The sequence below is a fragment of the Roseateles sp. genome, assembly GCF_039595295.1.
Lineage (GTDB): Bacteria > Pseudomonadota > Gammaproteobacteria > Burkholderiales > Burkholderiaceae_C > Roseateles.
Genome location: NZ_JBCNLU010000065.1, coordinates 1 through 12,232 on the forward strand (window position 1 = coordinate 1; position 12,232 = coordinate 12,232).

General features: G+C 67.4%; 13 protein-coding genes. 6 read left to right on the forward strand and 7 right to left on the reverse strand.

All coding sequences use genetic code 11. The features are described from left to right. The first annotated feature begins 158 nt into the window (after window positions 1-158). Complete coding sequence (locus tag ABDW59_RS23690) at window positions 159-1,865, forward strand: AAA family ATPase (RefSeq protein ID WP_343633793.1); 1,707 nt, start codon at window positions 159-161, stop codon at window positions 1,863-1,865. Window positions 1,866-1,917: 52 nt separating this feature from the next. Here the strand turns inward: ABDW59_RS23690 and ABDW59_RS23695 are convergent, their stop codons facing one another. Beyond that, complete coding sequence (locus ABDW59_RS23695) at window positions 1,918-2,292, reverse strand: hypothetical protein (RefSeq protein ID WP_343633795.1); 375 nt, start codon at window positions 2,290-2,292, stop codon at window positions 1,918-1,920. 114 nt (window positions 2,293-2,406) lie between these two features. On the opposite strand from ABDW59_RS23695, the gene ABDW59_RS23700 reads away from it, so the two are divergent. Next, the gene (locus ABDW59_RS23700; RefSeq protein ID WP_343633797.1) at window positions 2,407-3,396 is read left to right on the forward strand and encodes a LysR substrate-binding domain-containing protein; all 990 of its coding nucleotides are present in this window, start codon (window positions 2,407-2,409) and stop codon (window positions 3,394-3,396) included. Here the strand turns inward: ABDW59_RS23700 and hemW are convergent. Genes hemW through ABDW59_RS23725 form a run of 5 tightly spaced genes read right to left on the reverse strand, consistent with a single transcriptional unit; the run spans window position 3,362 to window position 7,831 of the window. Further along, window positions 3,362-4,546, reverse strand: coding sequence for a radical SAM family heme chaperone HemW (gene hemW, locus ABDW59_RS23705; RefSeq protein WP_343633811.1), 1,185 nt, complete (start codon window positions 4,544-4,546; stop codon window positions 3,362-3,364). The genes ABDW59_RS23700 and hemW overlap by 35 nt on opposite strands. Before the next feature lie 10 nt (window positions 4,547-4,556). Next, window positions 4,557-5,162, reverse strand: a complete 606-nt coding sequence (rdgB, locus tag ABDW59_RS23710) for an RdgB/HAM1 family non-canonical purine NTP pyrophosphatase (RefSeq protein ID WP_343633799.1) — start codon at window positions 5,160-5,162, stop codon at window positions 4,557-4,559. Window positions 5,163-5,217: 55 nt separating this feature from the next. Then, window positions 5,218-5,952 (reverse strand): ribonuclease PH, encoded by a 735-nt coding sequence (gene rph / locus ABDW59_RS23715; RefSeq protein WP_343633800.1) that lies wholly within the window; start codon window positions 5,950-5,952, stop codon window positions 5,218-5,220. A gap of 11 nt (window positions 5,953-5,963) precedes the next feature. Continuing rightward, entirely contained in the window at window positions 5,964-6,866 is a 903-nt protein-coding gene (locus tag ABDW59_RS23720; RefSeq protein WP_343633801.1) for a PP2C family serine/threonine-protein phosphatase, read from the reverse strand. Next, on the reverse strand, window positions 6,863-7,831 hold the full coding sequence (locus ABDW59_RS23725) for a serine/threonine-protein kinase (RefSeq protein ID WP_058936168.1): 969 nt from the start codon (window positions 7,829-7,831) through the stop codon (window positions 6,863-6,865). Before ABDW59_RS23725 ends, ABDW59_RS23720 begins: the two co-directional genes overlap by 4 nt. 31 nt (window positions 7,832-7,862) lie before the next feature. On the opposite strand from ABDW59_RS23725, the gene ABDW59_RS23730 reads away from it, so the two are divergent. The 4 genes from ABDW59_RS23730 to rpoZ all read left to right on the forward strand — a co-directional run bounded on the left by ABDW59_RS23730 (window position 7,863) and on the right by rpoZ (window position 10,670). Further along, complete coding sequence (locus tag ABDW59_RS23730; protein WP_343633803.1) at window positions 7,863-8,780, forward strand: YicC/YloC family endoribonuclease; 918 nt, start codon at window positions 7,863-7,865, stop codon at window positions 8,778-8,780. Window positions 8,781-8,888: 108 nt separating this feature from the next. Continuing rightward, complete coding sequence (gene dinD, locus ABDW59_RS23735; protein WP_343633805.1) at window positions 8,889-9,731, forward strand: DNA damage-inducible protein D; 843 nt, start codon at window positions 8,889-8,891, stop codon at window positions 9,729-9,731. 90 nt (window positions 9,732-9,821) lie between these two features. Then, window positions 9,822-10,445 carry a guanylate kinase gene (gene gmk / locus ABDW59_RS23740; RefSeq protein WP_343633807.1) on the forward strand — a complete coding sequence of 208 codons (624 nt, stop codon included), beginning with the start codon at window positions 9,822-9,824 and terminating at the stop codon, window positions 10,443-10,445. A gap of 21 nt (window positions 10,446-10,466) precedes the next feature. Then, on the forward strand, window positions 10,467-10,670 hold the full coding sequence (gene rpoZ, locus ABDW59_RS23745; RefSeq protein WP_058936171.1) for a DNA-directed RNA polymerase subunit omega: 204 nt from the start codon (window positions 10,467-10,469) through the stop codon (window positions 10,668-10,670). Between the two features lie 93 nt (window positions 10,671-10,763). Here the strand turns inward: rpoZ and ABDW59_RS23750 are convergent. Next, on the reverse strand, window positions 10,764-12,232 hold a 1,469-nt coding region (locus ABDW59_RS23750), incomplete at its 5' end, for an ATP-binding protein (RefSeq protein ID WP_343633809.1).

A 12,232-nucleotide genomic window follows, 5' to 3' on the forward strand; every position in this document is an offset into this window, starting at 1 on the left:
GCTCCTCAACTTTGCGGACAAGCTGACTTCGAACCACCAGCCATTCACGCCAGCACGCAGGCTTGCCTGATCGACTTCCGGCGCCCGACCGACCTTCACCGGCGGGTCGACGCGTCGAGTCGATCGGATCCCTTCGCTTCCACTTCAAGGAGACACGCATGCGACTGGCTGGATTCAAAGTCGAGAACTTCAAGAGCATCGGCCCGCAAGGCTGCCTGATCCGGATCGACGAGATCGTCGTGCTGATCGGCCGCAACAACGTGGGCAAGTCCACCATCCTCGACGCCTACGAGGCCCTGGCCTCCAGCGGCAAGGAGCTGCCCGAGAGCCATTTCCACAACCGCATCACCGCCCTGCCCATTACCATCACCGGCTACTTCAACGAGATCACACCCGAGGACGAGGAGGTCATCGGCAAGGGCTGGCGCCATGCGCATGCCGAGTTCGGCGAGTGCGTCGCCTTCCGCTACGTCTGGAAAAACCCCGACGAGCGCGCGCGCAAGCAGTCCTTCCAGCCGGAATCGGCCACCTTCGTCGACGGAGGGCTGGGCGGCTGGGACTCGATGATCATGAGCCGCATCCCGCAGCCCGTGCGCATCCGCCCCAACGATCCGATGGACACGACGCAGGCCAAGCTGCTGGCCATGCTCAAGGACCACGTCAAGCAGAGCCTCAAGGCGGACTCGGCCCAGACCCAGGCGGCCTTCGATCAGATCGAGCAGCTGGCGCAGCAGATCTTCGTCGGCGCCAAGCAGTCCTTCGACGAGATCTCCGCGCGGATCACCACCCATGTGGCGCGGGTCTTCCCCGGCACGACCATCGAGCTGGTACCGCGCTCCAAGGACGCGATCGACGAGAAGCTGATCGCCGCCGACTCCTTCCTGCAGGTGACGCAGGGCACGAGCTCCCCGCTCGATCAACAGGGCACGGGGCTGCAGCGCGCGCTGCTGTGGTCGACGCTGACGGTGATGTCGGGCGGCGCGAAGCGCAAGGCGGCGGACACGGTGGCGCCGCGCATCCTGCTGATCGACGAGCCCGAGGCCTTCCTGCATCCGCCCACCATCCGCGACGCGCGGGAGGCGCTCTATGCCTTCGCCCTGGACAACCCGGACTGGCAGGTCATCGCGACCACGCACTCGCCGATCTTCATCGACCTGTCCAAGGACCACACGACCATCATCCGGGTCGAGAACCGGCCCGGTGGCGTGGAGCACGTGGTCTCCACGGACAAGGTTTCCTTCGACGCGCAGGAGCGCGAGCGGCTGCAAATGGTCCGGGCCTGCAATCCGGTGGTCAACGAGTTCTTCTTTTACGACGACATCGTGCTGGTGGAAGGCCCCACCGAGCAGGTCGCGCTGACCCATGTGGCGCGCGTGCTCGGGCGCAAGCTGCACGTCATCAACTGCCTGGGCAAGGCCAACCTGCCGATGTTCGCGCGGGTGCTGAATCACTTTCGCGTGCCGTATCGCGTGATCCACGATGCCGACACGCCGTTCGTGAAGACCAAGCGCGGCATGCAGCGCGGCGCGATGTGGACGCTCAACGCGAGCATCCGCGAGGCGGCGAGCGCCGCGTCGCTGGGCCGGGTCTACACGCAGTTCCCGCACTTCGAGGGCGAGTACTTCGGCGAAGAGCTGAAGTCGGGCAAGGTGGACCGGGTGCTGGCGGCGCTCGCCGATCCGGCCTCCGACGACTGCCAGCGCGTGATCGCGGCCTACACCGCGATCCTCGACGACGACACGATGATGGAGACGACGACGCTCGCCGCCTTTGAGCGCAAGCGCGATCTCTACGTCACCACGCAGGGGCTGGTGAACGATCCGCGCTGGACGGCGCCGGAGAAGGAGAACGGCACCCAGGACTGACGAGAGCGAATGGCCCGGGCTCGCAGGCGGATCGCCGCGAGCCCGGGACGCATCACTTGCGCTTGGCCTCCGCGCGGGAACTGGCACCCGCGACCGCATCGGCGAGCAGCGCCCGCCGCGCCGCCTCGGCCTTGGCCTGCCGCTCCGCCGCTTGCTCGCGCGCGACCCGCTGCTCGCGGGCGGCGATCTGGATCTCCGCGTTCACGTCGTTGAAGGCGCTGGCGTTGGACACCAGCAGCAGCGCCGACAGGACGGCCACCACGACCAGCAGCGCCGGCCCGATGACCGGATAGCGGGGCCAGGCCGAGTACGCGTAGCAGGCCGACGCCGGTGCGGCGCCGCTCGTTTCCGTCGCGCACGCCAGGCCGGGAACGCCGGTCGCGCAAGGCGCGGGCGTGTGAGCAAAGGGGATGTCGGGCTCGTTCATGGTCGCTCCTTCTGCATCGATGTTGGTCACTGTAGATGCCCAGCAGGCGCGATCCAAACGCTATATCCTTGCCTCCTTGTGCAGCCATTCTTTCCAGCAAGGAGCCCTCCCCCCATGCGCCCGCCCCGCCTTCCGCTCCAGTACCTGGCGGCGTTTCGCGCCGCCGCGCTGCATCAGAACCTGCGCGCCGCGTCCGAGGAGCTGAACCTGACCCACAGCGCGGTCAGCCAGCAGATCCGCGCGCTGGAGTTGCAGCTCGGCTTTCCGGTCTTCGATCGTCAGGGGCGGCGGGTGGTGCTCAACGCCGCCGGCACCGCGTTGCTGCGCGGCGTCGAGCGCGCCTATCAGGAGCTCGACCAGGGCTTGCGCGCCGCGACCGCCGCGCACGGCGTCGAGCAGCGCAGCCTGCGCGTGACCGTGCTGCCTTCCTTCGCGCAGCGCTGGCTGTTGCCGCGACTGGGCCGCTGGCATGCGCAGCACCCCGAGGTCACGCTGGAGATCGAGGCCACGCCACGCTTGGTCGATCTGGAGCGCGAGGGCTTCGACATCGCGATGCGTCAGGGCCTGGGGCCGTGGCCGGGCGTGGAGAGCGAGCCGTTCTTCGATCTGTCCATGTTGCCGGTGGCCTCGCCGGCGCTGGCGCATCAGCTGATCGGGCAACCGCTGGAGGCGCTCGCGCAGGCGCCGTTGCTGGGCGATCCGGGCCAGTGGGAAACCTGGTTCGAGCAGGCCGGATTGCGGCGCCAGGTCGTGCCGGTCGCGATCTTCAACGACTTCGGCATCCTGCTGCAGGCGGCGGAGCAAGGCATCGGGGTCGGCCTGACGCGCGAGTTGCTGGCGGCGGATGCGCTGCTGGACGGCCGGCTGGTGCGCGTCGCGCCGCGGCAAGCCATGCTGAAGGAGCCTCAGCGCTATCACATCGTCTATCGGCCCGGCACGCGCGACGAGCCCGCCGTCAGCGCTTTCATCGCCTGGCTGCGCGAGGAGACCGCGCAATCCCGCGCGGCCCTGGACGGCGCGACGACCTGCCTGTCGACGGGGAAAGTCGCCGCGGCCCGCGGCGACGCGCTCACGACGACAGGAACAGTTCCTGCAGATCGCTGAGGAAGTCGAAGCCCTTGGGCGTCGCCCGGATCACCGCCGGATCCGCGTCCAGCAGGCCCTTCTCGCGGCCCTGCGCCATCGCCTTGGCGATCGAGGACGGCGGCAGCCCGGTGCGCTCCAGGAAGCTCTGCATCGTCACGCCCTCGCGCAGGCGCAGCGCATTGAGCATGAACTCGAAGGGCAGCTCGTTGCGCGCGACTTCGTTCTCGTTGGACACGGCCTGACCCTCGGCCGCCTTCTGCATGAAGGTGGCCGGATCACGCCAACGCACCTGGCGCAGGATGCGGTGGGCGAAGCTCAGCTTGGTGTGCGCGCCCGCGCCGATGCCCAGGTAATCGCCGAACTGCCAGTAGTTGGTGTTGTGCGTGCAGCGATGGCCCTCGCGCGCATAGGCCGAGACCTCGTAGCGCGACATGCCGCGCTCGCCGGTGCGGGCGGTGATCAGGTCCAGCATCTCGCTGGCCAGATCGGGATCGGGCAGATGTTCCGGCGGCGCGTTGGCGAAGCGGGTGTTGGGCTCGATGGTCAGGTGATAGACCGACAGGTGCGGCGGCGCGTAGGACAGCGCGATCGCCAGGTCCTGGTCGAGCTCCTCCAGCGTCTGCTCCGGCAGCGCGTACATGAGGTCGATGTTGAAGGTGCCGAACGCGCGCGCCGCCTCGTCGATCGCCGCTCGCGCCTGCGTGCCGCTGTGGATGCGGCCCAGCGCGTGCAGCTTGGCGTCGTCGAAGCTCTGCACCCCGATGGACAGCCGCGTCACGCCCGCCTGCGCGAAGCCGGCGAAGCGGTCCTTCTCGAAGGTGCCGGGGTTGGCCTCCATCGTGATCTCGCAGCCCGGCTCCAGCGGCAGGCGCGCGCGCAGGTCGGAGATCAGCTCGGCGATCTGCTCCGGCGCGAACAGGCTGGGTGTGCCGCCGCCGATGAAGATGGACACGACCGGGCGGCCCCAGATCAAGGGGAGCGCCGCCTCCAGGTCCGAGCGCAGCGCGGCGAGGTATTGCCGCGCGGTGTCCACGTCGAGCTCACGCCCGTTGCGATATTCGTGCGAGTTGAAATCGCAGTACGGGCATTTGCGCAGGCACCAGGGCAGGTGCACGTACAGCGACAGCGGCGGCAGCGCCGACAGCGTCAGCGTGCCGGGCCGCATCATGCGGATGATGTCAGCCAAGATGCCAGCTTTCGCGCATCTGGCGCAGCAGCTCTTGCGAGGCCAGCGCGCGATGGCTCAATCGGTTCTTCACGTCCGCGCCCAGCGTCGCGACGCTCTTCCCGAGTTCGGGAATCAACAGCAGCGGGTCGTAGCCGAAGCCGCCTTCGCCCTCTTCCGCCTGCAGGATCTCGCCCTGCCAGCGGCCCAGCGCGATCAGCGGCTCGGGATCGTCGGCCGAGCGCACCGCCACCAGCGCGCAGACGAAGCGCGCGCGGCGATCCTCGATGCCATCGAGCTTCTCGAGCAGCACGCGGTTGTTCTCGGCATCGCTCTTCTCGCGGCCGAACAGCGTCGCGTAGCGCGCCGACAGCACGCCCGGCATGCCGCCCAGCGCGTCCACCGCCAGGCCCGAGTCGTCGGCCAGCGCCGGCAAGCCGCTGGCCTTGGCCGCGTGGCGCGCCTTGGTCAGCGCGTTCTCGACGAAGGTATGAAACGGTTCTTCCGCTTCCGGAATGCCCAGGCTGCCCTGCGTGACGAGCTCGATCGCCAGCGGCTGGAACAGCGCCTGCAGTTCCTTCAGCTTCTTCGCGTTGTTGGAGGCCAGGACCAACTTCATCGCTTGCTCCACTCCTTGAAGATCGTTCGGGACCCCGGTGCGGGCCCCTTCCGGTTTACTTGAGACCCAGGGCCTCGCGCTGCGCGACGAGCAGCTCGCGGATGCCCTTCTCGGCCAGGTTCAGCAGCACGTCGACTTCGGCGCGGGTGAAGGCCACGCCTTCGGCGGTGCCCTGCAGCTCGACGAAGTGTCCCGCGCCGGTCATGACCACGTTCATGTCGGTGTCGCAGGCGGAGTCCTCGACGTACTCCAGGTCCAGCAGCGCCTGGCCGTCCAGGATGCCCACGGAGATTGCGGCCACCGCGTCCTTCAGCGGGGACGCGGCGATCTTGCCCTGCGACAACAGCCAGTTCACCGCGTCGTGCGCGGCCACGTAGGCGCCGGTGATCGCCGCGGTGCGGGTGCCGCCGTCGGCCTGGATCACGTCGCAGTCGATCTGGATGGTGCGCTCGCCCAGCTTGGACAGGTCGAAGACGGCGCGCAGCGCGCGGCCGATCAGGCGCTGGATCTCCTGCGTGCGGCCGGTCTGCTTGCCGCGGGCGGCCTCGCGGTCGCTGCGGGTGTGCGTGGCGCGGGGCAGCATGCCGTACTCGGCGGTGACCCAGCCTTCGCCGCTGCCCTTCTTGTGCGGGGGCACCTTCTCCTCGACCGAGGCGGTGCACAACACCTTGGTGTCGCCGAACTCGATCAGCACGGCGCCCTCGGCGTGACGGGTGTAGTGGCGGGTGATGCGCACCGGACGCAGAGCGTCGGCCGCGCGCCCCTGCGGGCGGGAGGCGATGGCGGTCATGGATTCTTCCTTCAGGTGGGTTTCTTGCCGGCGCGGCGGATCGCGTCCTGGATCTCGCGCACGGCTGAATCGATTTCGGCTTCGTCCAATTGCACGTCGGAACCGGCCGCGCCCTGGATGGTCGAGGCGAAGCCCTCGTCGTCCAGGTCCTGGGTGGAGATCGAGTCGGGGGCGTCGCCCTCGCCTTCCCACTCCACCGCCAAGGCGGTGACGTTGTCGCTGCGCGCGCCGGCCTGACGCAGCGCCTGCTCGACGAGCTCGGGCACCGCGTCCGCGACGCTGCGGCTGTCGGAGAGATGACGCAGGATGTCCACGTCGGAGACCGAGCTCCATAGCCCGTCCGAGCACAGCAGCATGCGATCGCCGTTCTGCAGCAGCACCGGGCCGTTGACGTCGATCATCGGCTTGCCCGGGCTGCCCAGGCAGGTGAACAGCACATGGCGGTTGAAGCGCTCGGCGCCTGCCGCATGGCGGCCCAGCGCCTCCTGCAGCTCGCTGTAGGAATGGTCGCGGGTGCGGGCGATGAGTTCGGACTCGCGCAGCAGGTACATGCGCGAGTCGCCGCAGTGCGCCCACCACAGCTGGCCCTGCTGCATCAGCCCGACGACGATGGTCGTGCGCGGCGTGTCGCTCATGCCGCGCTGCGCGGCGTAGGCGATCAGCTGCTGATGCGCGAGCAGCACAGCGGTCTCGAGGAACTGCGCCGGCTCCTTGAGGATGGGATGCGCGTCACGCTGGAACAGCGCCGCGACGTTCTGCAGCGCCATGTGCGCGGCGACCTCGCCCTCGGGGTGGCCGCCCATGCCGTCGGCAAGCGCGAACAGACCGGACTCGCGGGTATAGCAATACCCCATGCGGTCCTCGTTCTTCTCGCGGCCGCCGCGGCGGCTCACCTGATAGACGGAGAACTTCACGCCTTGGCCCCGGTCTTCAGGTTCTCCAGCTGCAGCTTCAGGCGCTCACTGAAGCTGAGCTTCGTGTAGCGGCGTTCGGTCTCGCGCGAGAGTTCCTTCTGCAGCGCGAAGACGCTTTGCGGACGGGTCAGCGGATCCAGCGACATGCACCATTCGGTCACTTCGAGCAGGTTGTCCGAGTACACGTTGCGCAGGCGCGAGAGCGACAGGCCGAGCCGGTCCTTCTCCAGACGCTGGGGGGCGTCATTAGGCGGGTAGCCCTGCATGCAGGCGTAGATGCAGGCGCCGATGGCGTAGATGTCGGTCCACGGACCCAGCGAGCCGTCGCGGCGGTACATCTCGGGCGCGGCGAAGCCGGGCGTGTACATCGGCCGGATGAAGTTGCCTTCCTTGGACAGCACTTCGCGCGCCGCGCCGAAATCGAGCAGCACCGCCTTGTTGTCGTTGGTGATGAAAATATTCGCGGGCTTGATGTCCAGGTGCAGCATCTTGTGCTGATGCACGATGCGCAGGCCCTTGAGAATCTCGTCGAACAGCGATCGGATGGTCGATTCGCGGAAGACTTTGTCGCGCTTCAAATCGCGCGCGGTCACGATGAAATCCTGCAGCGTGTCGCCCTGCAGGTAATTCATGACCATATAGACGGTCTCGTTTTCGCGCAGGAAATTCAGCACCGAGACCACGCTGGGGTGCGAAATCTGGGCGAGCGAACGCCCCTCCTCGAAGAAGCTACGCAGACCGAGCCGGTACAACGGTTGCTTCTCGGGCTTGACGCGCGGCGTGAGTTCGCCGGGGGACCGTTCGGCCAGGGACGAGGGGAGGTATTCCTTCAGCGCCACCAAATGATGGTCGGGGTCTTCGGCCAAATACACGACGCCGAATCCGCCCGCAGCCAGCTTTTTGATGATCTGATAGCCCCCCACGACGGTGCCTGCGGGCAAGGGCGCCGGTTTGGGCTTTGACATAATCGCGGTTCGATTTCTCTACCGATAGCTGATGCCAGTTTACAGCATGACCGGTTATGCCAGCGCCACGGCACAACCTTCGAACTCCGGCGAAACCCCTAACCCAGCCACCGCTTCGGCGGTGACGGTGGAGGCCCGGTCGGTGAACGGCCGCTTCCTGGATCTGAGCTTCCGCATGCCGGACGAGCTCCGGGCGCTGGAGCCCGCGCTGCGCGACCTGATCACCGGTCAGGTCAAGCGCGGGAAGATGGAGCTGCGCATCAGTACCCATCGCGAGACCGACAACGCCTGGCCGAACCCGCAGCCGGAGCAGCTCAACCGGCTGGCGCGGCTGGAATCGCAGGTGCAATCCTGGCTGCCGAAGGCGCAGGGCTTGAGCGTCCAGGAGGCCTTGAACTGGTGCAAGACCGGTGCGACGACCAGCACCGCCGCGGAGGAGACCGTGCTGGACGCGGCCCGCGCCTGCATCAAGGGATTCCTGGAAGCGCGGGAGCGCGAAGGTGGCAAGCTGGTGACGATGCTCAAGCAGCGCGTCGCCACTTTGCGGGACCTCGCCACACAAGCCGAGCCGCTGATTCCGGCAGCGGTGCAGCGCCAGCGGGAGCGATTCCTGGAGCGCTGGCAGGAAGCGCTGAGCGCTTCGGGCGCCGCACAGACCATCTCCGAGCAGACGCTGCAGGAACGCGCCGTCAACGAGGCCGCGGCCTACGCGCTGCGCATCGACGTGGCGGAGGAGCTGACCCGGCTGCGCGCGCATCTGGACGAGGTTGAACGCCTGCTCAAGAAGGGCGGCGACATCGGCAAGCGGCTGGACTTCCTGATGCAGGAGCTGCATCGCGAGGCCAACACGCTGGGCTCCAAGGCGGTCGCGATCGAGCTGACCAACATCTCGGTCGAGATGAAAGTCGCGATCGAGCAGATGAAGGAGCAGGTGCAGAACATCGAGTGAGCATCGCATCCGATTCGCTGATCGATTGACATCGATCAAGCACGGCACTGGCATTTGAGCGTGCATTGATGGAAGGTCGACACCCCCTCCTCAACCTCGTTCGCAGACATGAAGTCCGAAGTGATTCACCTGTTGACCGCCACCTTCGAAGACCACGCACAACAAACCGAAGCCGGTGTCGCCTATTGGTTTGCCAGGGATCTCCAACGTCTGCTGGGCTACGCCGAGTGGCGCAACTTCACCGCGGTGCTATCGAAAGCTCGCATGGCTTGCGAGGTGTCCGGCCATCAGGTGGCGGACCATTTTGTTGACGTCAACAAAATGGTCGAACTGGGGTCCGGTGCGGAGCGCGAGATCGATGATGTGATGCTCACTCGTTTCGCCAGCTACTTGATCGCGCAGAACGGAGACCCTGGCAAACGCGAGATCGCCTTCGCACAGACCTACTTCGCCGTGCAAACGCGCAAGGCAGAGCTGATCGAACAGCGTCTGCTCGAGTCGGAACGAATCTCGGCTCGACGCAAGCTCAGCATGACGGAGAAGGAATTGTCGCAAGTCATCTATGAGCAGGCGGGCGGAAACGAGGACTTTGCGCTGATTCGAAGCAAGGGCGATCGAGCCCTGTTCAACAAGTCGACCCAAGCCATGAAAGCGGCCTGGGGAGTGCCAGAGGGGCGCCCCCTCGCGGACTTTGCGCCGACGATCGTGCTCAAGGCCAAGGACTTTGCGACCGAGATCACCATCTTCAATAGCAGATCTCAGCGCCTCTCTTCGGAACACGCCATCTCTGAAGAGCACATCACCAACAACGATGCCGTCCGCCGTACGCTCGTCGAGCGCGGCATTCATCCCGAAGCGCTGCCTGCGGCAGAGGATGTCAAACGGGTCGAGCGGCGACTTGCCGCTGAGAACCGCAAAGCGCTCAAAGCCTCGGATTCTCTTGATAGCTGACGGGGACTTGGCTTTCACGAGCGTGATGAAGATCGCTCCTGGCCTCTCAGCCATGGGGGCAGCGGCCATCGCTCCGCGTAAAATCTTCCGATGGAATACCCGGGCAATCTCTTCGTCGTCGCCGCGCCGAGCGGCGCCGGCAAATCCAGCCTCGTCAAGGCGCTGCTGGAACTGGACGCCAAACTGAGCGTCTCCGTCTCGCACACCTCGCGCGACCCGCGCGGCCAGGAACAACATGGCCGCGAATATCTCTTCGTGAGCCAGGCGGAGTTCCGCGCGATGGTCGATCGCGCCGAGTTCTTCGAGTGGGCCGAGGTCCACGGCAACCTCTACGGCACCTCCCGCGCCGCGATCGAGGCGCGCCTGGCCCATGGCGAGGACGTGGTCCTGGAGATCGACTACCAGGGCGCGCTGCAGATCAAGCAGCTGTTCCCGCACGCGGTGCTGATCTTCATCCTCCCCCCCAGCTGGGACGAGCTCAAGCAGCGCCTGATCCGCCGCGGCGACACCGCCGAGGACGTCATCGCCAAGCGCATGACCGCCGCCCGCAACGAGGTCGCGCAGGCGAAACACTTCGATTTCGTGGTGATCAATGCCGTGTTCGAGACCGCGCTTTTCGACTTGAAAGCCATCGTCCAGGCACAACGGCTAAAATACGCGACCCAGCGCCGCAACCGGTCCACCGTGTTCCGTGCGCTCGACCTCATCGAGTAACCGCTTCTGCAGGAAACCAGCATGGCCCGCATCACCGTCGAAGACTGCCTGACCAAGATCCCGAACCGTTTCCAGCTGGTGCTCGCCGCGACCTATCGCGCCCGCATGCTGAGCCAGGGCCACGCCCCGAAGCTGGAATCCAAGAACAAGCCCGGCGTGACCGCGCTGCGCGAAGTCGCCAATGGCGACGTCGGCGTGGAAATGCTGCGCCGCGTCCCGGTCTGATCCCCCGCTGATCGCTTGATCGAAACGCCCCGCTCTGCGGGGCGTTTTCCTTTGGGCGTCGGATTCGCCCCGGCGATCCGCGCGCCGAGGCGCTCAGCGATCGCGCCAGAATGCGGTGTCGATGAGGACCTCGTTCCCGCTCTTCTCGTTGATGACCCAGAACTGCCTGCCGTCCGGCGCGATGCGGTGGACCTCGCCCACCAGCCGCCCCGCCACCACGCGCAGGCCCTTGGCGTTGAACGGGAAATCCGGCGCCTTGGCCAGCTGGATCAAGGGTGTCGGCTCGCGCGGATCGGCCGCCAGCCGCATCCGGTGGACGATGGGCGCCAGCACCGGGTTCGTCAGGTCGGCCGAGGACAGGTAGATCACGACCTTGGCCTGCGCCCGGCTCAGCGCCACGTTGAGCAGCCGCCGCGCCTCCTCCGTCTGCAGAAACGCCTGCGTGCCGTCGGCCGGATCGAAGAACACCACCGGCGCCTCGCTGCCCTGCGCGCGGTGCACGGTGCTGACCTTCACCCGCTCGTCCACGCCCTGAGCAGACAGCCGCTGCCGGATCAGCGCCCGCTGCGCGCGGAACGGCGTCAGCACGATCAACTCCTCCGGCTGCCACTGCCCATCGGCCAACGCCTGCGCGACGGTGGCGGCGATCGCATCGGCCGACTCTCGCCTCACCGGGCCGCGGTCCTTGGCCGACCAGCCGCCCTCGCGCGTCACGCGATGCACCCTCACATGGACGTCCGCCGGGATGTCGCCGAGCGCCCTCGCCCGCGCCGCGCGCCAGGCCTCGGAGGCCGAGGCATCGGCGGCGACGCGCAGCGCGCCGTCGTAGAACAGGTCGCTGACCAGATCGCCGATGGGCGCGGCCATGCGGGATTGCTCATCGAGCATCGCCACCGCGGCCTTCACCGGATCGTCCGCGCGCCCTTTGGGCATCGCCGCGAAGGGCGAGCGCCCCAGCCACAGCGTGGCGCCGCGATCCTCGCTGCGCAGCACCGGCGAGAGCTGCTGCGGATCGCCCGCGAAGAGTCGCGCCCGGCCCAGCGGCATCAGCGCGAGCGCATGCGCCAGGCTGACCTGACTGGCTTCGTCGAACACGATCAGATCGAAGGGCGGCGTCCAGCCCAGCTCCATGCCCTCGAGGCTACGGCTCTCGAGCCCCTCGCCTTCGGAGAACTCGCGCAGCGCCTTCAGCGTGAAGGCGGCCCGGGTCGTGGTCATCGCGACCAACCGGCACTCCCGCAGCGACTGCGGCGACGACACGCCCGAGGGCGGCAGCAGATGCTCGCGCCCCGCGTAGGCATCGACATCGAAGCGCGAGCCGAGGCGGCGCACCGCGCCGCGCAGATGCTCGCGCCGCCCCTTCTGCAGCGCCTTGTCGACGGCCAGCGTCGCCAGATCGACCGCGTGATTCGTCGTCGAGAGCAGCAGCACGCGGGCTTGGGGCTGGCGGTCGAGGTACTCGGCGAGCATCACACCCAGCGTCGTCGTCTTGCCGGTGCCCGGCGGCCCCCAGAGGAAGGCGTTGTCGTGCGCCACCAGCGCCAGCGCCGCGCGCTGCGCCG

What these genes read in the sequence shown, in the direction of transcription:
- ABDW59_RS23690 (WP_343633793.1), top strand. Translation starts at nt 159, where the DNA reads ATGCGACTGGCTGGATTCAAAGTCGAGAACTTCAAGAGCATCGGCCCG.
- ABDW59_RS23695 (WP_343633795.1), bottom strand. Translation starts at nt 2,292, where the DNA reads ATGAACGAGCCCGACATCCCCTTTGCTCACACGCCCGCGCCTTGCGCG.
- ABDW59_RS23700 (WP_343633797.1), top strand. Translation starts at nt 2,407, where the DNA reads ATGCGCCCGCCCCGCCTTCCGCTCCAGTACCTGGCGGCGTTTCGCGCC.
- hemW (WP_343633811.1), bottom strand. Translation starts at nt 4,546, where the DNA reads ATGATGCGGCCCGGCACGCTGACGCTGTCGGCGCTGCCGCCGCTGTCG.
- rdgB (WP_343633799.1), bottom strand. Translation starts at nt 5,162, where the DNA reads ATGAAGTTGGTCCTGGCCTCCAACAACGCGAAGAAGCTGAAGGAACTG.
- rph (WP_343633800.1), bottom strand. Translation starts at nt 5,952, where the DNA reads ATGACCGCCATCGCCTCCCGCCCGCAGGGGCGCGCGGCCGACGCTCTG.
- ABDW59_RS23725 (WP_058936168.1), bottom strand. Translation starts at nt 7,831, where the DNA reads ATGTCAAAGCCCAAACCGGCGCCCTTGCCCGCAGGCACCGTCGTGGGG.
- ABDW59_RS23730 (WP_343633803.1), top strand. Translation starts at nt 7,863, where the DNA reads ATGCCAGTTTACAGCATGACCGGTTATGCCAGCGCCACGGCACAACCT.
- dinD (WP_343633805.1), top strand. Translation starts at nt 8,889, where the DNA reads ATGAAGTCCGAAGTGATTCACCTGTTGACCGCCACCTTCGAAGACCAC.
- gmk (WP_343633807.1), top strand. Translation starts at nt 9,822, where the DNA reads ATGGAATACCCGGGCAATCTCTTCGTCGTCGCCGCGCCGAGCGGCGCC.
- rpoZ (WP_058936171.1), top strand. Translation starts at nt 10,467, where the DNA reads ATGGCCCGCATCACCGTCGAAGACTGCCTGACCAAGATCCCGAACCGT.